This window comes from Paenibacillus thermotolerans (assembly GCF_028745515.1).
GTDB classification, from domain to species: Bacteria; Bacillota; Bacilli; order Paenibacillales; family YIM-B00363; genus Paenibacillus_AE; species Paenibacillus_AE thermotolerans.
Window position 1 is genome coordinate 42,997 of the sequence record NZ_JAQZSG010000022.1, and the last position, 21,724, is coordinate 64,720.

Genomic DNA, 21,724 nt, shown 5'->3' on the forward strand with positions numbered 1-21,724 from the left:
ACTCTTTGTGCTGCGAAGCGAAGATGCGCCGCAGCCGCTTTCACCCCGATAACGGCAGGGAAGCCGCATTTGCCTACGCCTTCAACCCGCGCTTCGGCAAACGTTCTCCCGGGTGCGCTTCGCCTGACGCTTCTGTGCCGGCTCCCACCGTCCCGGCCTCGCTTGTACTTTCGCATGTTCAGGGTACTGTCCCGATCAAAGAATTTAATTGTCAGAATATTTCAAACAATTATACAAAACTTTACTTCCCTTGTAAATAATAATGTGCAATGATGGACGGCACACGCGTAATCGAATCCGCCCGAAAAAGCCTGTCGTCCTCTTTCACATCGATTTCGACCAAGTCATACGCCCAATTGGACAGCGGGGGAATGTAGACGGCGCCGATCCCGTTCTCGATGGCGGGCACGATATCCGTCCGAAGCGAATTGCCGACCATCCACGTAACGGCTTTATCGGCGTTCGTCCGCCGAAGCACATTCGCGAGCGCTTCGCTGTTTTTATGAGTAGCCACAAAGATCCGATCTTCGAAAAAAGGGGACAAATTCACTTTTTCCACCTTCTTGCGCTGCACCCGCTCGTCGCCGCCCGTGTACAAAGACAGCGTGTGCCCCGCCTCTTGCAGCTTCGTCAGCGTCTCGACGACATCGGGGTAAAGCTCGAACTCGCTTTCGTACACCGAGTACCCGATTTCAAGCGCCAGCAGCCTTTCCTTCAAATCCGAAGGCCGGGCAAACTCCTTGCAATAATAATCGTACGTCTCGGCGAACGATTCCGGAAACCGCTCCACTTTAAAGCCGTGCAAGTCGATGCCCGCCAAATCGATTTCGGTCTGCTTCTTCTTAATCGTCTCCCGCGTAAGCCCGAATTCCGAAAACCATTGTTCCATATGGTCGGCGAACTTGTCGATGACGATGTCGAAATATTTATTGCAATGAATGAGCGTATCGTCCAAATCAAACAGCACGTTCCATGTATCCGTCAAAAGGGTCCACTCCTGCCGATGGTTTCTCTTTATTCATGTCTCTTTATCTTATCAAACGATTATTTGAACAGTCCGAGCGCACCGATCCGTGCGGCCGCTTCGCGCAGCCGTTCTTCGCCGCTAAGCAGCCCGACGCGCACGAAGCCTTCGCCGTGCTCCCCGAATCCGAAGCCCGGCGCCACCATTACATTCGCTCTCTCCAGCAGCGTGTCCGCAAACTCGGCGGACGTCGTCCCCTTCGGAACCGGAAGCCAGCAGAAGAAAGAGCCCGACGGCTTGCGCGCTTCCCATCCGATCGCTTCAAGCCCTTCGAACAACGCGTTGCGCCGGCGCTCGTACACGGCAACCAAATCGCGGACGCAATCCTGCGGCCCCGTCAGCGCCGCGGCGGAGGCGTACTGCACCGCGCCGAACAAGCTGACATAGTAATGGTCCTGCATCAAATTGATCAGCCGGATCACCTCGGCGTTGCCGAGCGCGAAGGCGACGCGCCAACCGGCCATATTATAAGTTTTTGACATGGTGTATATTTCAATACCGACATCCGTCGCCCCCGGCGTCTGAAGGAACGAAGCGGGACGCTGCCCGTCGAACCCGATGGCGCCGTACGCGAGGTCGCTCACGGCCAAAATATTGTGCTTCGCCGCAAATTCCACAGTATCCTTGTAGAAGGACAAGGGAGCGGTCGCGGCAGTCGGGTTGTTCGGATAGTTGAAGAACATCAGCTTCGCCTTGTTCACGTCGTCCGCAGACAGCGCGCTGTAATCCGGCAAAAATCCGTTCTGCTCCGTAAGCGGCATGAACGCCATTCCGGCGCCGGCGAGCGCCACGCCCGACCAATAATCCGGGTATCCCGGGTCCGGAACGAGACAGACGTCGCCGGGGTTCAGCATAATTTGGCTGATTTCCACGAGACCCGTCTTGCCGCCGAATAAAACCGCCACTTGCGTCTCCGGGTCAAGCGTTACGCCGTAATCGAGTTTGTACCTTTCGGCGACCGCTTCTTTCAAGAAGCGGAAGCCCGAGAACGGGGGGTATTTGTGAAATTCGGGCCGTTCGGCGCTTTCCTGAAGCGCCTTGACGATATGCGGGGGCGTCGGCAAATCCGGATTGCCTTGTCCTAAATTGATGACGTCGTGTCCCGCGGCGATCCGTGCCCCCACTTTTTGGACAAGTCCCGCAAAAAACTGTTTTGGCAGATGCTGCATCCGGTCAGCCGGTTGAACGTCGATTTTTCTCATGCTGGTCTCTTGGTTGGAAGGTTGGTTCATGAAAGCTGTCACTCCGTGCCATGTGTCATTTTATGAATAAATTCACTTTAGCAAAAATGAACCTTCATGTATAGAAGCGCACGGCTTCAGAGCCGTGTCTTGACTTAACGGTGCCGAGGGGTATGATGAAAGAATGAAACAGCCGGGGAAGGATTGTGATGATAACGATGCGCGTAAGTTTAGTGCAGATGGATATAAAGATCGGGGAGCCGGAGGCGAATCGCAGCCGCGCGCTGGAGCTTATGGAGCAAGCGGTAAGCGGCGAACCGAAGCCGGATTGCATCATCCTTCCGGAGATGTGGAATACGGGCTATGCCCTGGAGGTAATTGAGAAGATCGCGGACCGCGGAGGGGAAGCGACGAAGGCGGCGTTCTCCGAATTCGCGCGCAAGCACCGGGTCAACATTGTTGCCGGTTCGGTGGCGGATGTAAGGGAGGACGGCAAGGTCGCCAATACGATCTATGTGTTCGACCGCGAGGGCCGCGTCGTCTCCGATTATTCGAAGCTTCATTTGTTCCGGCTGATGGAGGAAGAGAAATATTTGGCCGCAGGGGAGAGGGCGGGCTCCTTCGAGCTGGAGGGCACTCCGGCCGGGATGATGATTTGCTACGACATCCGCTTTCCCGAGTTGTCGCGCTCCTTGGCGCTCGGCGGAGCGAAGGTGCTGTTCGTGCCGGCCGAGTGGCCGCACCCGCGGCTCCACCACTGGCGCACGCTGCTTATGGCCCGCGCGATCGAGAACCAAATGTACGTCGTCGCCTGCAACCGGGTCGGGACGAGCCGCGGGACCGAATTTTTCGGGCATTCGATGGTGATCGATCCGTGGGGCGAAATCATCGTTGAAGGCGGCGAGGAGGAGACGATCCTAACCGCCGAGCTCCAGCTCTCGGAAACGGACCGCGTACGGCGGACGATTCCCGTCTTTGAGGACCGGCGCCCGGAGATGTACCGCTAAGCGTCGCCCGCAAGCAGCTTCGCCATGAGCTGAACGCTTTCGAGCTTGCGGCGAAGATAGTAAACCTCGGATTTCAATCGGTCTGCGGCGTTCTCCGCTTGGCGAATTTCCGCGTGCAGCGGTCCGGTGTGCGGCCACAGCTCCGCGAGCCGGGCCGCTTCGTTTTTGCCGGTTACGGTTCCCGAGGCGTACAGCTCGCATTCCAGCGCCGTCAGCTTCTCCTTCAGCTCCGCTACGCGCGAGAGCGCATCGTAATATAACCGTTCCGCTTTGTGGAGAATGACAGGGGTAACCTGCAGCTCCTCCAGCAGCGTCTCGCGAATCAGCACCTTGGTGGCCATCGTCGTCACGTGCTTCTCCTCCGCTTCTTCCTACTAAATATGGACAAGACTTTGGTAGAAGTGTATGCGGAGGGATGGCGCCTTAGACCCGAGCTTTGGAAGTGACCTCGAGCAGCGTATCGATGAACGCTTCCGCCGCTTTGGACAAGTACCGTCCGCGGCGCTGCGCGACGACGAGCGTTCTCGTGGGCGTCGGCTCGATCAGCGTTTTGTAGACGGGGACGTTCCGTCCTTTCTTCGCTTCGGCGATCATGTTCGGAATGAACGCGATCCCCATGCCTGCGGCGACGAGCGCCTGGACGGTTTCAATGTTGCTGCTTTCGAACACGATCGACGGGACGAAGCCGGCCTGCTCGCAAATGTCGAACGTAATTTGGCGGAAGCCTTGACCCTTCTTCAGCACGATAAATTGCTCCGAAGCAAGCTCGCTTACGCGAACCGGTTGTTCCGAGCGCGCGAGCGCATGCTGGTGCGGCACGGCGAGCGCGATTCGCTCGGTAATAAACGGGCGGTGCTCGAGCGTCGGCTCTTGAATCGGCAGCGAAAGCAGCGAAAAATCGACGACGCCCTCGGAGGTGAACCGCTCCAGGTTTGCGCTCGTATCTTCCACGAGGGAAACCTCAAGCCCCGGGTGCCGCTTTGCGAATTCCGGCAGTACGAGCGGCAATATGTGCGACCCGGTAATCGGGAGCGTGCCGACGACGATTTTTCCTTGTTGAAGCTGGGCGATGTCGTGCATCTCGTTCTTAAGCTGCTCTGCGAGGTCCAGGATGCGCTGCGCCCGCTGGACGAACGTTGCGCCTTCGTAAGTCAGCTCGACCGAATTCGTCGTCCGGTGAAACAGCTGGACGCCGAGCTCGCGTTCGAGCTTGGCCAGCTGCTGGCTTAGCGAAGGCTGGGCGATGTGCAGCTTTTCCGCGGCGCGGGAAAAGTTTTTTTCGGCGGCGATTTGCACCGCATATTGCAATTGGCGAAATTCCATATTGAAAAGACGCTCCTTATTGTTTTTAACTATTAAACTTATAGTTATTATATCTTGGATCAATGAAGAAAGAAATGATAGTATTAGTGGCAGAAGAAAACTTAGCGGAGAAAGGTGATGAAGAATGGCGAAACGCACAATGTTCGAAAAAATTTGGGATCAGCACGTCATTCATCAAGAAGAAGGTAAGCCTAGCATCATTTATATCGATTTGCATTTGGTTCACGAGGTTACGAGCCCTCAGGCGTTCGACGGGCTTCGGATGGCGGGCCGCAAGGTGCGCAGACCGGACTTGACGTTCGCGACGATGGACCACAACGTGCCGACGAAGGACCGGTTCAACATTAAGGACCCGATCTCCAAGCAGCAGGTCGACACGCTTACGAAGAACGCCAATGAATTCGGCATTACGCTGTACGATTTAAACACGATCGATCAAGGCGTCGTTCACGTCATGGGTCCGGAGCTCGGGCTTACGCACCCGGGCAAGACGATCGTTTGCGGCGACTCTCACACGTCGACCCACGGCGCATTCGGCGCTCTCGCGTTCGGGATCGGAACGTCCGAAGTGGAACACGTTCTGGCGACGCAATGTCTCCAGCAAGCGAAGCCGAAGACGATGGAGGTCCGCGTGAACGGCAAGCTGCCGGTCGGCACGACGGCGAAAGATTTAATTCTCGGCATTATCGCGAAATACGGCACCGATTTCGCAACGGGCTACGTTATCGAATATACGGGCGAAGCGATCCGTTCGCTGTCGATGGAAGGCCGCATGACGGTGTGCAACATGTCGATCGAAGCGGGTGCGCGCGCAGGCATGATCGCTCCGGATGAGACGACGTTCGAATATTTGCGCGGCAGAGAGCACGTGCCGCAAGGCGAAGCGTTCGAGCAAGCGGTGGAGCGCTGGAAGGCGCTGACGACGGACGAAGGCGCGGCTTACGATACGGTCGTCGAATTCGACGCATCCTCGCTCATTCCGCAGGTCACTTGGGGCACGAGCCCGGGCATGGGCACGGACGTCCTCGCGAAGGTTCCGAATCCGGCGGATCTGCCGACGGAGAACGAGCGCAAAGCGGCGGAGAAAGCGATCGAATATATGGGACTGACGCCGGGAACGCCGATGACCGAAATCGCGATCGATTACGTCTTTATCGGTTCCTGCACGAACGGCCGGATCGAAGATTTGCGCGCGGCGGCTGCCGTAGCGAAAGGATACAAAGTGAACCCGAACGTGACGGCGATCGTCGTTCCGGGCTCCGGGCGGGTTAAACTTCAAGCGGAGAAGGAAGGCTTGGACAAAATTTTCACCGAAGCGGGCTTTGAATGGCGCGACGCGGGCTGCAGCATGTGCCTTGCGATGAACCCGGACGTGCTGAACCCGGGCGAAAGATGCGCATCGACCTCGAACCGCAACTTCGAAGGACGTCAAGGACGCGGCGGACGCACGCATCTGGTGTCGCCGGAGATGGCTGCCGCTGCGGCGATTGCAGGCAAATTCGTCGACGTCCGCAACTGGGAATTCAAATCGGAAGCCAAGGTCGGCTAAGGGAGGGGCAAACACATGCAAGCATTTACGAAGCATACGGGCATCGTTGCGCCTGTCGACCGCGTGAACGTCGATACGGACGCGATTATTCCGAAGCAATTTTTGAAGCGCATCGAGCGTACGGGATTCGGGCAATTTTTGTTCTTCGAGTGGAGATTCGACGAGCAAGGAAACGAAATTCCGAGCTTTTCGCTGAACCAGCCTCGCTACAAAGGGGCGTCGGTTCTCATCTCCCGCGCCAACTTCGGCTGCGGCTCCTCCCGTGAGCACGCGCCGTGGGCGATTCAGGATTACGGCTTCCAAGCGGTAATCGCCCCGTCGTTCGCCGACATTTTTTACAACAACTGCTTTAAGAACGGGATTCTCCCGATCAAGCTTTCGGAGGAGCAGGTCGAAGAGCTGTTCCAGCGCACGGAGAAGCATGAGGGCTATCAGCTGACCGTCGATCTGGAGAGCAAGACGATCAGCGACGATTACGGGCTGTCGATCGCATTCGAGCTTGACGAGCACCGCAGACAGTTTCTGCTGCAAGGGCTTGACGATATCGGCTTGACGCTGCAGCACGAGGACAAAATCTCCGCTTACGAGGCGTCTCGGATCGGATAAATTCATATCGGGAACGCCCGGAAGCATTGAAGCTTTCCGGGCGTTTTTTGCGTATAACGGAGCGTTTTCGACAGCTGCCGGTTTCGCTGCGAGCTATTTTTCGATACAATAAAACTAAAAAACTTATTCAAAAGGGAGGAATGACTGTGGCCGACGACCAATTAACAGCCAGCGATGCCGGAAGCGCATTGTCGTTCACACAACAGCACCGCAAAGGAACAGCCCTCGAAATTTTCAGACGAGCCATTTCCATTTTTATCGGAGCTTCGTTAGTATCCGTGGGTCTTGAATTGTTCCTGGTCCCCAACAACATTATCGACGGCGGCATCGTCGGTATCTCCATCATCTCATCGTATTTATCCGGATGGCCGATCGGCATATTCCTGTTCCTGCTCAATTTGCCGTTCTTATTTCTCGGTTATAAGCAAATCGGCAAAACGTTCGCAATCAGTACGCTTCTAGGCGTAACGGTCATGTCCGTCGGTACGGGGCTGCTTCACCCGATCCCTGGCTTTACGGACGATTTGCTGTTAGCCACCGTGTTCGGCGGCATCATTCTCGGCATGGGCGTCGGGATTGTCATCCGATACGGAGGTTCTTTGGACGGTACGGAAATCGTAGCCATATTGTTCAATAAGAAGACGCCTTTCTCCGTCGGAGAAATCGTCATGTTTTTCAACTTGTTCATTCTGTCAAGCGCAGGGTTCGTGTTCGGTTGGGACCGCGCTATGTATTCGTTAATCGCTTATTACATAGCGTATAAGGTGATTGACATTACGCTGCTCGGTTTTGACGAGTCCAAATCGGTATGGATTATTAGCGATAACCACAAATTGCTCGGGGATGCGATTATTCAGCGCCTTGGCCGCGGCGTGACGTATTTAAGCGGCGAAGGGGCGTACACCGGCGATGACAAGAAGGTTATTTTTTGCGTCATCACCCGTTTGGAAGAAGCGAAGCTGAAAACAATCGTCGAGGAGCTGGATCCGGTGGCGTTCCTCGCCGTTGGAAATATTCACGATGTAAAAGGCGGACGGTTTAAGAAGAAAGATATTCACTAATATCCGCATAAACCATTTTCGGGAAGAGCTTTTCCTTTGCCGCGGCTGCGGCTTGGGAAAGCTCTTTTTTTGTCCGGAAAATCGACCGAATCTAGCAACTTTTGCTAATCTATCGCGTCTAACATATTGCGCAAGCTGTCGATTTGTACGTTTTTGTGTTCTTTCATTGATAATTTTGGTAGAATTATAGTGTTGCTAGATTGGGAGGGTACTATGAAACACGGATGGAAGATAGCGGCGGCGTTGTTCGGCTCCGCCCTCATTGCGGGAGCGGTAGCGGCTGCGCCGGGAACGGCGGCGGCGGCATCCAAGCCGGAGCCGTTGATCGTTTACGTTGACGGGAATAAGACGCAGCTGCAGGCCTCCAGCATCCAGGGCGAAGCTTTTGTATCCGCCGATGCGGCGGCCGCTCTAGGGGCGAAAGTAAGTGCCGATTCGAACGGCGAATACATAATTGAAGCGGGAAATAAGAAGCTTCGTCTGGCCAAGAACGACGCCGTCTTAATCGGCGACCGTGTTCATATACCGCTTGCGTCGATCGCCGAGCCGCTCGGAGCGAAGTGGATCGACGACCGGCTTACCGGCTCCTTGCTGGTGTTTCAGCAGTCGAGCGCGGCTTCCGTAACGCCGATCAAGACCGTTTCCGCTTCCGAGGTGAAGCCGGTGAACACGGCTTCCGGCGGGGGCTCGTCCGCCCCTTCGACAGGGGCAGGGACTTCGGGCGGCAATCCCTCCAAACCCGATCCGGGAACGTCCGTCACCGTATCGGATGCGCTGCCGACTTTAATGAACGTAATACTTGAAGGCGATGCGGTCAACTTGGAAGCGACAGGCGCTTTGAAGCCGGTCGTCTTTGAATTGAAAAATCCGAGCCGGATCGTCGTCGATCTCCCGGGAACGACCATCGATCGGCAGAGCGACGGCAAAGCGACGGGATCCGTGGCGGTCGATCCGAACCATGCGTACCTTTCCGGGGTGCGGTACTCCTTATTCAGCGTCGAGCCGGAAACCGTCAGAATCGTGTTTGATATGAAGCAGAACGCTTCTTATCGGCTTGAGCTTTCTCCGGACGGCAACACCGCGTCCATCCGCTTCGGCGAGAAACGGATCCGGGTCATGATCGACGCGGGACACGGCGGCAGCGATCCGGGTGCGATATCGGCATCCGGCAAATACGAGAAAGACGTTACGCTGCCGATTGCGCTGAAGGTCGCCGCTCTGTTGGAGAAGGAGCCGCTGATCGAACCGGTGCTCACCCGTTCGGGTGACGTGTACACGTCTCCGGCGCAGCGCGCCGAACTGGCAAACCGCAGCGGCATCAGCCTGTACGTATCGATCCACGCAAACACGGCCGCACCGACGGCGAAAGGCACTGAGACCTACTACTGGAAAGAAGACAGCGCCGCCTTCGCCGCAACGATTCACAAAAATATAGTCGAGGCGGTAGGTTCCACAGACCGGAAAGTAAAGCGAAACAATTATCTCGTCATTAAAGACACGACAATGCCTTCCGTATTGCTGGAGCTGGGCTTCCTGACGAATCTCGAAGACGAAGCGAAGCTGTACGACGACAAGGTTCAAGACAAAATTGCGGCGGCTATTGTCAAGTCGATCAAGGAATACAACGGTATTCAGTAACAATTCTTTCGAGAGATGGAGAGGAGAAGCTTTATGAAAACACCGCACAAACATTTGAAAGTACTGACTTCCGCAGCTCTCGGAATTTCATTGCTCAGCGGGGGAATCGCGCCGAATGCGATGGCGGCGGAGACGCCGGCCGTTACGGCAGGCGCGGCGGCAGACGAATTGAAGGTAACGTTTCCGGACGTCCCCGCGAACCACTGGGCTCGCAGCCATGTCGCCAAGCTGGCCGCAAGCAAAATCGTGAAAGGCTACGACGACGGCACGTTCGGCCCGAATAAAAACGTGACCCAACAGGAAGCCGTCGTCATGGCGGTCCGCATGATGGGACTCGAGGATGAGGCGCTGGCCGACGACCGGACGGTCGTGCTCGGTTTTGATGTAGACCCGTTCTTCAGACCTTATGTCGTGAAAGCATTGGAAGAAAGAATGCTGAACCTCGGCGAAGAGACGCAAGCCGCCGCTTCCGGCGATTCCAGCCTCGGCTGGGGAAGACGACCGGCATCCCGCGAATGGCTTGCCCGCTTAGTGATCCGCGCCATTGGCAAGGACGGTGAAGCGGCATCCGCCGGAACGCCGGCATTCGCCGACGCATCCAAAATTTCGGCCGGGTCCGCAGGCTTCGTCAGGCTGGCGGTCGATTTAGGAATCGTTACCGGCTTTAAAGAGGATAATACGTTCCGACCTGGCGAGCCGGTTACCCGCGCGCAAATCGCCACCTTCCTCTCCCGCGCGGACCAATATATTCCGGAGCAGCCGGGAGTGGCGTCGGGTTACGTTACGGCGGCAAGCGGCGGAACCATTCAACTGCGTACGTACGACAATCAGGTGAAGACGTTCGCCGTTTCTCCGTCCGCGTTGTTCTTCAATGCTTCGGGAGCGCCCGTCACGGCCGCCGATCTGAAGACGTATCAAAAAGTGAAACTGATCGAGCAAAACAATACGGCATATTACGTTGAGATTGTGAGCGATCCGGTGCAGCTGGAGACGTTCGAAGGCAAGGTGTCGGACGTATCGATCGCCAATATGTCGATTACGATTTCCGGGGCGAACGGCTCAAGCCAATACAAGCTTGCATCGAACGTTGCGGTTGTGAACGAAGGCGGCGCCGGCGTAAACTTGGGCGATATTACGAAGGAAAGCACCTTGCGGCTTCAGCGACTGCCGGGGACGACCGACATTTCCAACATTACGGTGCTGAAGCTTGCTTTCAATAAGACGGACGAAGGCGTCATCCAGTCGATAGACACCGCAAACCGGACGGTTTCCATTAAGCCTACCAGCGGCTCCGCGGTAGAAACGTATCCGATATCCGCCGGCGCAGCGCTTCAATTGAAGGGTCAGCCGCTTGCCGATCTCGCCGGTTTGAATGTCGGAGATACGGTTGCGTACGAAGTGCTGGACAGCACGGCTGTATCGCTTAATGTCGTGAAGCAGAAGTTTGTGACGTTGAATGTCGAAGTTAGAGGCGTTGATCCTGAATTCATTACCTATGTGGATGCCAATAATACCCTCGGCGTGAAAGCTTTGTCCAAGACGGTAACCGTCAATATTAACGGTCTCGACCGTGCGGTGTTGTCCGACTTGCAAAAAGGCGATCGCGTGCAGCTGACGATTAACGGCGACACCGACAGCGTCGAGAAAATTTCGGTGTTTGGGCGCGAAGTATCGGATTTGAAGCAGGCAACGATCATCATTTTCGATGCCGCAAAGAAATATATACTGGTTGAACAAGAAACAGAGGGCGTACAAAAATACAACATTTCGGATCGGACCGAATTTTTGCTTGACGGCAGCCCGATGGCCAGCAACCAATATGCCACGTATTTGCAGGCAGGACGGAAGGTCAATTTGACCGTTTCCGATCAAAATCTGGTTCGCTTGAACGTCGTGACGAAGGCGGAAGGCAAAGTGACCGCGATCAATACGACGACGCGAACGATTTCGATGGAGACGAAGACGGGTGAAAAGCTGACGCTCACTTACTTCGGCATTCCGTCCATCGACATTCCGAAGAAAACGGGCGAGACGATTAACGATATCGGTGTCGGCACCCAAGTGTTCGTAACGATGGACAACTCGTTAACGTATGTGCTCCATATTCAAGTGAAGAAATCGTACGTATATACGCTCACCTCGATCGATGCGACGACGCGGAAGCTGAACGTCGTAGACGGCGAGAATGTGGCGTCCGCCATACCGCTGACGACGACCACGCCGATTTTGAACGCCGAAGGAAAAACGACGACGCTCGCAGCGCTGAAAGTCGGCGAACCGGTTGTCGTAACGTATATGGGCGAGTCGATTCAGTCGGTGTCCTTGCCCAGCGCTTTCCGAGGCACGATTACCGCTTTTGACGTATTTTCCGGCAAGCTTACGGTGAAGGACTATAACAACACTTCCCGCGATTATAATGTGGCGGACGGCGTGAACGTCGAGCTGAACGACAAAATCAGCACCAGCCTGTCGGCCATGAAGGTCGGCGACCGGGTGCAGGTCGTAGTGGACGGCACGGGAATTCCTTATGTATGGGTTGCGAGCGGCTCCGTGCGCGTTTTCAACTCCTATGACGCGGCGAAAAACCAAATCACGTTCAAAGTGGCGAACTTGTCCGAACAAAAAACGTACAACGTCGATCCTTATGTGTACCTTCATTCGACGGACGGCAGCGTCGTGGCGCTCAGCCGATTGAAAGAGAACGACAAGGTGACGATCTACGTCATCGACGGGAAAATCGTAGAGTTATTGAAATAGCCTGAGCGGCTCACCCGTGATTGCGGCTTTGTTTATCCGCCTTCACGGGTGTATTTTATTTTTGTAACATTTCGGACAAGTTATCCGTTGAATTGCGGCCCGCTTTTCGATAAACTTTTTTAGTATGGTCAATGGCCGGAAGGAGGGCGAAATACAAGTGAACAAACAACAGGTTAGAGAAATACTAGATACGGTTGCTTCCATGTTTCCGGATGCTCATTGCGAGCTTCATCATTCGAATGCGTTCGAATTGACGATCGCCGTTCTGCTCTCGGCGCAATGTACGGATGAGACGGTAAACAAGGTAACGGCCGGCCTGTTTCAAAAATATAAAACTCCGGAAGACTATTTGGCCGTACCGCTGGAGGAGCTCGAGAGCGACATTAAGCGTATCGGCTTATTCCGAAATAAGGCGAAGCATATACGCGAATTGTGCCGCATGCTGCTGGAGCATTACGGCGGCGAAATTCCCGAGGCGCACGAGGAGCTGGTCAAGCTCCCCGGCGTCGGACGAAAAACGGCCAACGTCGTCGTTTCCAATGCGTTCGGAGTGCCTGCGATTGCCGTCGATACGCATGTGGAGCGTGTCAGCAAGCGCCTCGGCTTGGCGGGCAGGGACGATTCCGTGCTCGAGGTCGAGAAGAAGCTGATGAACAAGGTGCCGAAGGAACAATGGACGCAGACGCATCATCGTCTCATCTTCTTGGGAAGATATCATTGCAAAGCGCAAAACCCGAAGTGCGGCGATTGTCCTTTGCTGATGATGTGCCGAGAAGGCAAGAAACGTATGAAACCGGCCGCAAACAGGAAGAATAAGGAACAAACTAGAAAAAGGGCGGGCGTCAGCAGCTCGGCAGACTAAGAGGTGGAGAAAGAACATGAAGTGCATTTCCGTTTACACCAACGATTTTGAACGATTCTCCGATATTTACGATAAGGTGCTCAGCACGAAGCTGTCCCAGGACGAAGAAACCGAAGTCGAGGGCGTCATGGTCAGCGAGTCCGGCGATGTGCCGGAGCATTACGTGGACCGGATGCGGTCCAAGCGCGATGTCGTCGTCATGAAGGAGAAGGGCAGAGATATTACGATATTGCAGCACGGCGAATTGTTTGAAATTTTGCTGCCGGATCCGGCTGCGAAGGAAGCGGTACAATCTTAATATGCTTCAGATGGTGCTCCGTCTTTTTGGCGGAGTTTTTTTGTGTTTACACCAACTTGCACACGGAATCCCCCCTTCTAACACAAAGCTCGAATATTTGATTATGGAAAAAGGTTGTTCATTAACGGTAGCGAGTTGGTTATATAAAGGGGAAAATGAGGCGGTCGGCCGGGGTATATGGAAAAAGTATGTTCATAATCGGTCGTTTGAGCAATCTGTCATGAACACACTTTTACCATAACGGTTGGTTGGGGCAGGGAGTACGTAGGAATGAAGGAAGTCGCAGAACAAAACATAGACAGCAGGTTGCCATAATGGTGTAGGGGAAAGAGACAAGGAAGCAGCACACACGCGATTGGCTTCACAGCCGCATGATCGACTGGGAGCGACGGAATAAGGATGTGAGACTTCACTATGTTGAGTTCGCGGTGCGGATATCGGTAATAGTGGGATGGGTGAAACTTCGCTATTCGGTCGTGCTGCCGCAATATCGGCTCGCAGCGCCGGAATAAGAATGTGGGACTTCACTATTTTGAATTCGCGGGGCGGAAAACGGGGAATAGTGAGGTGAAACTTCGCTATTTCGGCCGTGACGCCGCAATATCGGCTCGGAGCGCCGAAATAAGAATGTGGGACTTCACTATTTTGAGTCCGCGGGGCGAAAATCGGGGAATAATGCGGTGAAACTTCGCTATTTCGGACGTGCCGCCTCAATATCGGCTCGGAGCATAAGGATGTGAGAATCGGCGTTGCAGTTTTCATGTTCCTAGAGGCGCATTGTGCGTTATAATGAGTTTTATGTGTTTCTTACCATTCTAGGGGTTGAGGGGTTCATGAACAATAGAGAGAGTTTGTTGCGAGAGTTGGAGGAGCTGAACAAAGCGCTGCTTTCCGCGGGGGATACGGCGACGGCCGAGAAGGCGAGAGCACTGGCGGACAAAGTGCGGGAAGGCACGTTCTATATGGCGCTATGTGGGCATTTTTCCGCGGGGAAATCGAGCTTGATCAACCGAATTTGCCGGGCGGAGCTGCTTCCGTCAAGCCCGATTCCGACAAGCGCGAACGTCGTATCGATCCATAACGGGCCTTCCGAGGCCGTCATCGTTTATCGAGACGGGACAAGCGCGCATATCCCGATCGTAGAAGTGCCGAAATATGCGAAGAACGGCCAAGAAGTGGAGAGCGTGGAGCTGAGGCACCCGATCTCTTTCCTGGGCGATCACGCTGCGCTGCTGGATACGCCGGGGGTCGATTCGACCGACGACGCGCACCAGATGGCGACGGAATCGGCGCTGCATTTGGCGGATTTGGTCATATACGTCATGGATTACAACCATGTACTTTCGGAAATGAACATGGAGTTTGCGAAGCGTCTCACGGACCTCGGCAAGCCGCTCGTACTGGTCGTGAACCAAATCGATAAGCACCGCGAAGCGGAGGTGCCGTTCGGCGCGTTCCGTGACGGAGTGACGGATGCGTTTGCCGCGTGGGGCGTGCATCCCGCGGCTGCGTTCTATACGACGCTCAAAGCGCCGGAGCACCCGCACAACGAGCTGGGGCTGCTCCGCAGCTGGCTGCGCGCTACGGTGCTTCGCGGGGAGCAGCTGGGGCTGCGCGGAGCGGCGTCGGCGGCGCTGCGGCTCACAGAAGAGCATGCGGCTTACGTCGCTTCGCTGAACGAGGAGCGGAAGGCGGAGCTGCGCGAGCTGGCGGCGACCGACGAGGCGCAGACGTTCGCCTCGCGGTTCGAGGAGCTCAGCCGCGAGCTCAACCGCCGAACGCAGCTGCGTCACAACGCTGTGGAGCTTGTAAGGGCGGAAGCGGCGAAGATTGCGCAGAACGCCAATCTGACGCCTGCGGCAACGCGCGATCTCGCGCACGCTTTCTTGGAAAGCCGCCAAAGCGGGTTTAAGGTCGGGCTGCTGTTTACCGCTGCGAAGACGGAAGAGGAGCGGAAACGGCGATTAGAGGCGTTTCATGCCGATTTCCGGGAGCAGGTGACGGCGCAGCTTGTGTGGCACGTGCGAAGCCTGCTGAAGCGGACGGCGGAGGAACTCGGCCTTGCCGGGGACGAAGCGGCGCAGCGGCTCATCGAAGGCGTCGACGCGGAGGTGACGCCGGAATGGCTGCTCGGCATGGTGCGGCCGGGCGCTGTGCTGTCGGGCGAATATACGCTGAACTTCGCCAAGGAAATCGCCGAAGCCGTACGGCAGAGCGTGCGCAAGGCGGCGACCGCTGCTGCCGAAGCGCTCGTTGAGGCTGCGGCTGCGGCGCACGCAGCCGAGGAAGACCAGCTGCGCGCCGAGCTCGCGCAGCTGAACGCGCAGCTCGCACATGTGCGCGAGCTGGAGAAATTGGAGGCGGCGGAACGCGCCTCCGCGCAAGCGTTGGCGGCGAGCCTGAGCGCCGCCGCAAACCTCGTCCGGGAACCGGCGCAGTTCCCGGACCCGTCCCTCCTCCAGGCGGAGCCGGAGGAGGAAACGGCCGCGCCGCATGACGGCATGCGGCGCGCAACCGCAGGCGTGCCGCCGCTCGCCGCCGTCACGGCGGAGGCGGAGCGCGGCGGCGCCGCCGCGCAAGAGCCCGACGCGTCCCCGCAGGACGGGACGCGCAGCTTCCGCGGGCGGCTGCAGGCCGCCGCGAACGCGCTGGACGACGCGGCCGGCGTCGTCGATACGATCGCGCCGCTCGCCGCTTCGGCTCGGACGCTGCGCGACAAAGCGCGGCGCATGCGCGACCAGCGCTTTACCGCCGCACTGTTCGGCGCCTTCAGCGCGGGCAAATCATCCTTCGCCAACGCGCTGCTAGGCGAAGACGCGCTTCCCGTGTCGCCGAACCCGACGACGGCGTCCATTAATACCGTCGTGCCTCCGAACGATGAATGGCCGCACGGCATCGCCCGCGTCTTTCTGAAGCCGCGCGCCTCCGTGCTGGAGGACATTGCGCATTCGCTGCGCACGCTCGGCTTCGAGCCGGCGGAGGGGGAGAGCATCGTACCGTTCCTCCGCAAGACGATGGGTAAAACGCACGGCGAATTGAGCGACAACATCCCCCCGGGCGGAAAACCGCATGTGGCGTTCCTTCGTGCCGTTACCGACGGGTGGGACGAGGCGGAGCCGTTCCTCGGCACGGAGCTCCGAGCCGACCGGGATACGTTCCGCGCATACGTTGCGGAAGAGAAAAAATCGGCGTTCGTCGATAAAATCGAGCTGTATTACGAATCGCCGCTATCGAAGCAAGGGGTGACGCTGGTCGATACACCCGGCGCTGACTCGATCAACGCCCGTCACACCGGGGTGGCGTTCAACTATATAAAGAATGCCGACGCGATTTTTTTCGTCACATATTATAATCATGCGTTCTCCCGCGCGGACCGGCAGTTTCTGGAGCAGCTCGGCCGCGTGAAGGACGCCATGGAGCTCGACAAAATGTTTTTCATCGTCAACGCGGCGGACCTCGCCTCTTCGGCGGAGGAGCTGCAGGACGTATTGAACCATGTCCGGGACAATTTAACGGCATTCGGCATACGGAATCCAAGGCTGTTCCCGGTATCGTCATTGCAAGCGCTCGAGGCGAAGCGGAACCAAAGCCCCGATCAGCTGGCGCACTCCGGCATGGCCGCTTTCGAGCAAGCGTTCGGCCGATTTGCCGGCGAGGAGCTCGCGGCGCTTGCCTTCCGGTCGGCGGAGGGCGAGCTTAGACGCACGCTGTCGCTGCTGCATTCGCTGATCGAAGCCGCCCGCACCGGCGAGGAAGAACGATCCGCGGCGCTTGCGAAGCTGTCCGCCGACGAGCAAGCGGCGATCGACCGGGTCCGGGCAGAAAGCGTGCAGCCCGAATTGCAAGCGGCCGCGAAGGAAATTGCGGAGCAGTTTTATTATATTAAACAGCGCGTCATGTTCCGCTTCGGCGAATGGTACGGCGCAAGCTTCAACCCGTCCTCTTTGCGGGAAGATAAAGGAGACAGCAAAGAATCGCTTGCCTGGGCGTGGAGAGATTTGTCGGACTACATCGGCAAAGAGCTGGAAAACGAGACGCTGGCGGTTACGGTTCGGATGGAACGTTTTATCAATGGAGCCTTGGAGCGTACGTTCGAACGGTGGACGGCCGACATCCGCAAGCGGATTCCTTCCTTCGATCCGGGGTCGTGGGAGCCGTATACGTTCGCAACTCCGTCCTCGGCCTTCAAATGGTCCGCAGAGGAAGCGGATATGAAGCTGCTGAAGCAGCACTACAAGAGCGCCAAGCATTTCTTCGAAGGAGCGGGCCGCAAGGAATTGAAGGAAGCGCTGGAGCGCAGATGGCAGGAGCCGATCGCCGCGGCGCTGGAGGAAGCACGGCGAAGCTTCGAGGAATGGTATGCGGAGGCGGTTCAAACCGCGTTGGGCGACTGCAAGGAGAAGGCGGAAACGCTCGTCACGGAAGCGGCCGGCGGCATCCGCACCGCGCTGAGCGAAGTGTGGAACTTGCCCGACCTGGAGGCGAGGGACAGGCAATTATCGGACATTTTCACAGCTTTCGAGGAAATGGCATAAAAAGATAACGATTTGGAACATTTTGAAGAAATGTACCTCCCCAAACCGCAGATGTGCCAAATACGGCAAAATCTCCCCCGATTCGGGGGAGTTTCCTTTTTGAATGTTCTTACCTCCGATGCTAAACTGCATAAAGACTTTAATAACCGTAATGAAACAAGAGCTCGGAGTAAAAACGCGCGGGAGGGAAACCCACTACATGGGAGTGTTTCGGCAGCTCAAAAGGTTTTATTGGCCGGGGAGATTGAAGTACTATTTGTTCGTTTCGATTTTTTGTTTGGCTGTAATGACGTCGCTCGGACTTGTATACCCTTACATGCTAAAAACATTGATCGACGACGTCATTTTGGCTAAGCAGTACGAACAGGTTCCGGCGGTCGCGTTGACGGTGCTCGGAGTCGTCATTGTCAAAGGAATGTTTCAGTTTTTAAGCGGTTTGACGGGGGGACGGCTGGGCAATTGGGTCGCCTTCAACCTGCGCGAGGCTACGTATGAAAAATTGCAGTACTTGTCGTTTCAATATTACGACAAAGCTCGGACCGGCGATTTGATGTCGCGGCTGACGGCCGATTTGGATGCGATCCGGCAGTTTGTCGGCTTTGGCTTCGCTCAGTTTTTGAACGTGTTTTTCATGGTCGGCTTCGGTGCGATTATGATGATCGGCATTAACTGGAAGCTGATGCTGGTAACGCTTGTCACGATACCGTTCCTGCTGTTCTCCGCATTCCGCTTCGAATCGAAGATTCATCCGGCGTTCCGGCTGATCCGCCAGTCGATGAGCGATTTGACGACCGCCGTGCAGGAAAATATTACAGGCGTCCGGACGGTCAAATCGTTCGCGCGCGAGACGCACGAAATGAAAAAGTTTAACGAGCGCAGCGAGTCGTTCCGCGACAATCAAATACAAACGGCAAACATTTGGGCGAAATATTTTCCGATTATGGAGCTGTTCGCAAACCTTAGCGTCGTGATCCTGATCGGGGTCGGGGGAACGTTCGTCATCCGCGGTGAAATGTCTGTCGGGGATTTGGCGGCCTTTTTGTCTCTCATTTGGTACATTATCGGTCCGCTCTGGGGGCTCGGCTTCCATATCAACAACTATACGTTCACAAAGACGGCGGGCGAGCGTCTGTTGGAAATTTTGAACAGTCCGATTAACGTAAAGGATTCTCCGAACGCGGTCGCCATCCGATCGGAAGAGACGAAGGGCCATGTCCGGTTTGAAAAGGTTACTTTCGCGTATCCGGATAAAGCGCCAGCCTTGACCGATATTTCCATCGATGCGCCGGCGGGCTCCGTCATCGGCTTGCTCGGTCCGACCGGCTCCGGCAAAACGACCGTCACCCAGCTGCTCCTTCGGGCTTACAACGTGAAGGAAGGCCGAATTACGCTGGACGGCAAAGACATTCGGGAATTAACGCTCGAGAGCCTGCGGAAGCAAATCGCCGTCGTTTTCCAGGAGACGTTCCTGTTTTCGTCCACCATCCGGAACAACATCGCTTACGGGCAAAAACAAGTTTCGATGGACAAAATTATCGAGGCGGCGAAGCTGGCAAAGGCGCACGATTTCATAATGGAGCTCCCGTTAGGCTACGACACGATTGTCGGGGAGCGCGGCTTGGGTCTTTCCGGCGGGCAAAAGCAGCGGATCGCCATCGCCAGAGCCATTATCCAAAATCCGAAAATTCTTGTTTTGGACGATGCGACGAGCGCCGTCGACATGGAAACGGAGCATGAAATTCAGCAAGGGCTCAGAGAGGTCATGAGAGGCCGTACGACGTTCGTCATCGCGCACCGGATTTCCTCTCTCAAGCATGCGGATGAAATCATTGTGCTGGATCAGGGGCGCGTCGTTCAGCGCGGCACGCACAAGCAGTTGCTCGGCGGACCGGGACGTTATTTGGAGACGTACAACATCCAATACTCCGATCATCCGGATGTAGTGGCGAAGCGGCAAGAGGAACGGAAGGTGGCGTTCGGATGAGTCAGAGTCGTGCGGATGAGCAGGAAAAGCTGAAAGCAAAGCCGGAAGGCGAGAAGCAGCAAACGAAGAACGAACGCTTTGTTTATCAGGACGACGAAATAATGGAGAAGCCGTTCGACTGGGGACAATTTTCCCGGCTTGCGGCTTACATCAAGCCTTATTCCAGACAGCTGCTTCCGGTCGTCATCGTCATGATGGTGTTGGGCACGATTACGAAGCTTCTCGTGCCCTTGCTGCTCGGAAACGCCGTGGAAACGGTAAGCGGCGGGAACGATTACGGTAAGCTCTGGACGATTTGCGGCATTATCGCCGGACTTTATGTCATTCAATGGGTGGCCGGTTATTTCCGGATCCGGTTCACCAATATGATCGGGCAGCGCGTCATTTACGATTTGCGCAAAGATTTGTTCCAGCACATTCAGCGGCTTAGCTTCCGCTTTTTCGATCAGCGGCCGGCGGGCTCCGTGCTGGTGCGGGTAACGAACGACGTGAACTCGCTGCAGGATTTGTTTACGAACGGCGTCATTAATATTTTGATCGATTGCGTGCAGCTTGTCGGCATTATTGTCATTCTGCTTACTCTTAATTTGAAGCTCGGACTGGCGATCATGGTCACCGTGCCGATCATGTTTTTCCTCTCCACCAAGCTCCGCAAAAAAATTCGCCGAGCCTGGCAGGACGTGCGGATGAAGCAGTCGCGCATCAACTCGCACTTGAACGAGAGCATTCAGGGCATCCGCGTAACGCAGGCGTTCACGCAGGAGAAGGCGAACATGAAGTATTTCGAAGAGATGAACGAGGTGAACCGAGGCTCGTGGAACGTTGCCTCCCATTTGAACCAGACGTTCAACCCGCTTATTGAAATTACCGGCGGTTTGGGAACGTTCATCCTGTTTTTCTATGGAGCGTACTTGATCCAATCCGGACAGCTGACGATCGGCTTGCTAATTTCCTTCGTCGGATACGTCGGCAACTTCTGGGAGCCGATCAATCGGCTCGGCATGATGTATTCCCAGCTGCTGATCGCGATGGCGTCGTCCGAGCGGATCTTTGAATTTATCGACGAGGAGCCGACGGTCGGCGAGAAGAAAGAAGCGCAGGCGATGCCGCCGATCAGAGGGAACGTCCGCTTCGAAAACGTCGTGTTCGAATACGAGAAGGGGCGGCCGGCGCTTCGGGGCGTCAGTCTTGAAGTGAAGGCGGGCCAGTCGATTGCGCTTGTCGGGCATACCGGCTCCGGCAAAAGCACCTTCATCAACCTGCTCAGCCGCTTTTACGATGTCGTCGACGGCAAAATTACGATTGACGGCACCGATATTCGCGACGTGACGATTCAAAGCCTTCGTTCGCAGATCGGAATCGTGCTGCAGGATACGTTTATTTTCTCGGGGACGATCCGCAATAACATTCGCTTCGGCCGCTTGGATGCGACGGATGCGGAGGTTGAGGCGGCCGCCAAGGCGGTCGGCGCGCACGATTTCATCGCGTCGCTGCCGGACGGCTACGAAACGGAGGTCGAGGAAAGAGGCAGCGTGCTCTCGATGGGGCAGCGGCAGCTCATTTCCTTCGCTAGAGCGCTGCTGGCGGACCCGCGTATTTTGATCCTCGACGAGGCGACCGCGAGCATCGATACCGAAACCGAAGTCAAGATCCAGCATGCGTTAAAGACGCTGCTTGCCGGACGGACCTCGTTCATTATCGCGCATCGTCTTTCTACGATTCGAAACGCGGACCAGATCGTCGTACTGGATCACGGCCGCATTATCGAGCAAGGAGACCACGATGAGCTGATGCGCCTTCAAGGCGAGTATTACGGCTTGATTCAAGCGCAGTACCGTTTCTTGGACGAAGCGGTGTAACACAAATAAGGTCGACTTTATGTTGTGGGTTGCGACATAA

At 56.0% G+C, this 21,724-nt stretch carries 15 protein-coding genes and 1 other annotated feature (1 of these 16 cut by a window edge); of the genes, 11 read left to right on the plus strand and 4 right to left on the minus strand.

Annotation, left to right across the window (positions count from 1 at the left end; all coding sequences use genetic code 11):
• Positions 1-208, minus strand: a binding site (T-box leader); it reaches 32 nt to the left of the window's first position.
• 33 nt (positions 209-241) lie between these two features.
• Positions 242-985 carry an HAD family hydrolase gene (locus tag PT964_RS17445; protein ID WP_274364653.1) on the minus strand — a complete coding sequence of 248 codons (744 nt, stop codon included), beginning with the start codon at positions 983-985 and terminating at the stop codon, positions 242-244.
• Between the two features lie 59 nt (positions 986-1,044).
• On the minus strand, positions 1,045-2,256 hold the full coding sequence (locus PT964_RS17450) for a pyridoxal phosphate-dependent aminotransferase (protein ID WP_274364654.1): 1,212 nt from the start codon (positions 2,254-2,256) through the stop codon (positions 1,045-1,047).
• A gap of 167 nt (positions 2,257-2,423) precedes the next feature.
• On the opposite strand from PT964_RS17450, the gene PT964_RS17455 reads away from it, so the two are divergent.
• Positions 2,424-3,212, plus strand: a complete 789-nt coding sequence (locus tag PT964_RS17455; protein WP_274364655.1) for a carbon-nitrogen family hydrolase — start codon at positions 2,424-2,426, stop codon at positions 3,210-3,212.
• Here the strand turns inward: PT964_RS17455 and PT964_RS17460 are convergent.
• Both PT964_RS17460 and PT964_RS17465 read right to left on the minus strand, forming a co-directional pair.
• Entirely contained in the window at positions 3,209-3,562 is a 354-nt protein-coding gene (locus PT964_RS17460) for a hypothetical protein (protein ID WP_274364656.1), read from the minus strand. The two genes, PT964_RS17455 and PT964_RS17460, sit on opposite strands and share 4 nt — an antisense overlap.
• Positions 3,563-3,635: 73 nt before the next feature.
• The gene (locus PT964_RS17465; protein WP_274364657.1) at positions 3,636-4,535 is read right to left on the minus strand and encodes a LysR family transcriptional regulator; all 900 of its coding nucleotides are present in this window, start codon (positions 4,533-4,535) and stop codon (positions 3,636-3,638) included.
• A 124-nt stretch (positions 4,536-4,659) separates the two neighbouring features.
• Between PT964_RS17465 and leuC the strand changes: the two genes are divergently transcribed.
• The 10 genes from leuC (at position 4,660) to PT964_RS17515 (ending at position 21,684) form a co-directional block, all read left to right on the plus strand.
• Entirely contained in the window at positions 4,660-6,084 is a 1,425-nt protein-coding gene (gene leuC / locus PT964_RS17470) for a 3-isopropylmalate dehydratase large subunit (RefSeq protein ID WP_274364658.1), read from the plus strand.
• A gap of 15 nt (positions 6,085-6,099) precedes the next feature.
• Positions 6,100-6,690, plus strand: a complete 591-nt coding sequence (gene leuD / locus PT964_RS17475) for a 3-isopropylmalate dehydratase small subunit (RefSeq protein ID WP_274364659.1) — start codon at positions 6,100-6,102, stop codon at positions 6,688-6,690.
• A gap of 140 nt (positions 6,691-6,830) precedes the next feature.
• Positions 6,831-7,751, plus strand: coding sequence for a YitT family protein (locus tag PT964_RS17480; RefSeq protein WP_274364660.1), 921 nt, complete (start codon positions 6,831-6,833; stop codon positions 7,749-7,751).
• Positions 7,752-7,964: 213 nt separating this feature from the next.
• Positions 7,965-9,389: an N-acetylmuramoyl-L-alanine amidase gene (locus PT964_RS17485; protein ID WP_274364661.1), complete on the plus strand. Its 1,425-nt coding sequence runs from the start codon at positions 7,965-7,967 to the stop codon at positions 9,387-9,389.
• A gap of 33 nt (positions 9,390-9,422) precedes the next feature.
• Positions 9,423-12,146 (plus strand): S-layer homology domain-containing protein, encoded by a 2,724-nt coding sequence (locus PT964_RS17490; protein WP_274364662.1) that lies wholly within the window; start codon positions 9,423-9,425, stop codon positions 12,144-12,146.
• A 157-nt stretch (positions 12,147-12,303) separates the two neighbouring features.
• On the plus strand, positions 12,304-13,008 hold the full coding sequence (gene nth, locus PT964_RS17495; protein WP_274364663.1) for an endonuclease III: 705 nt from the start codon (positions 12,304-12,306) through the stop codon (positions 13,006-13,008).
• Positions 13,009-13,024: 16 nt separating this feature from the next.
• Entirely contained in the window at positions 13,025-13,306 is a 282-nt protein-coding gene (locus tag PT964_RS17500; protein ID WP_274364664.1) for an NAD/NADP transhydrogenase alpha subunit, read from the plus strand.
• A gap of 833 nt (positions 13,307-14,139) precedes the next feature.
• Positions 14,140-17,841: a dynamin family protein gene (locus PT964_RS17505; RefSeq protein WP_274364665.1), complete on the plus strand. Its 3,702-nt coding sequence runs from the start codon at positions 14,140-14,142 to the stop codon at positions 17,839-17,841.
• 199 nt (positions 17,842-18,040) lie between these two features.
• Positions 18,041-19,825 (plus strand): ABC transporter ATP-binding protein, encoded by a 1,785-nt coding sequence (locus PT964_RS17510; protein ID WP_274364666.1) that lies wholly within the window; start codon positions 18,041-18,043, stop codon positions 19,823-19,825.
• Positions 19,822-21,684 carry an ABC transporter ATP-binding protein gene (locus PT964_RS17515; RefSeq protein WP_274364667.1) on the plus strand — a complete coding sequence of 621 codons (1,863 nt, stop codon included), beginning with the start codon at positions 19,822-19,824 and terminating at the stop codon, positions 21,682-21,684. The genes PT964_RS17510 and PT964_RS17515 overlap by 4 nt, the downstream gene beginning before the upstream one ends.
• The last annotated feature ends 40 nt before the right edge of the window (positions 21,685-21,724 follow it).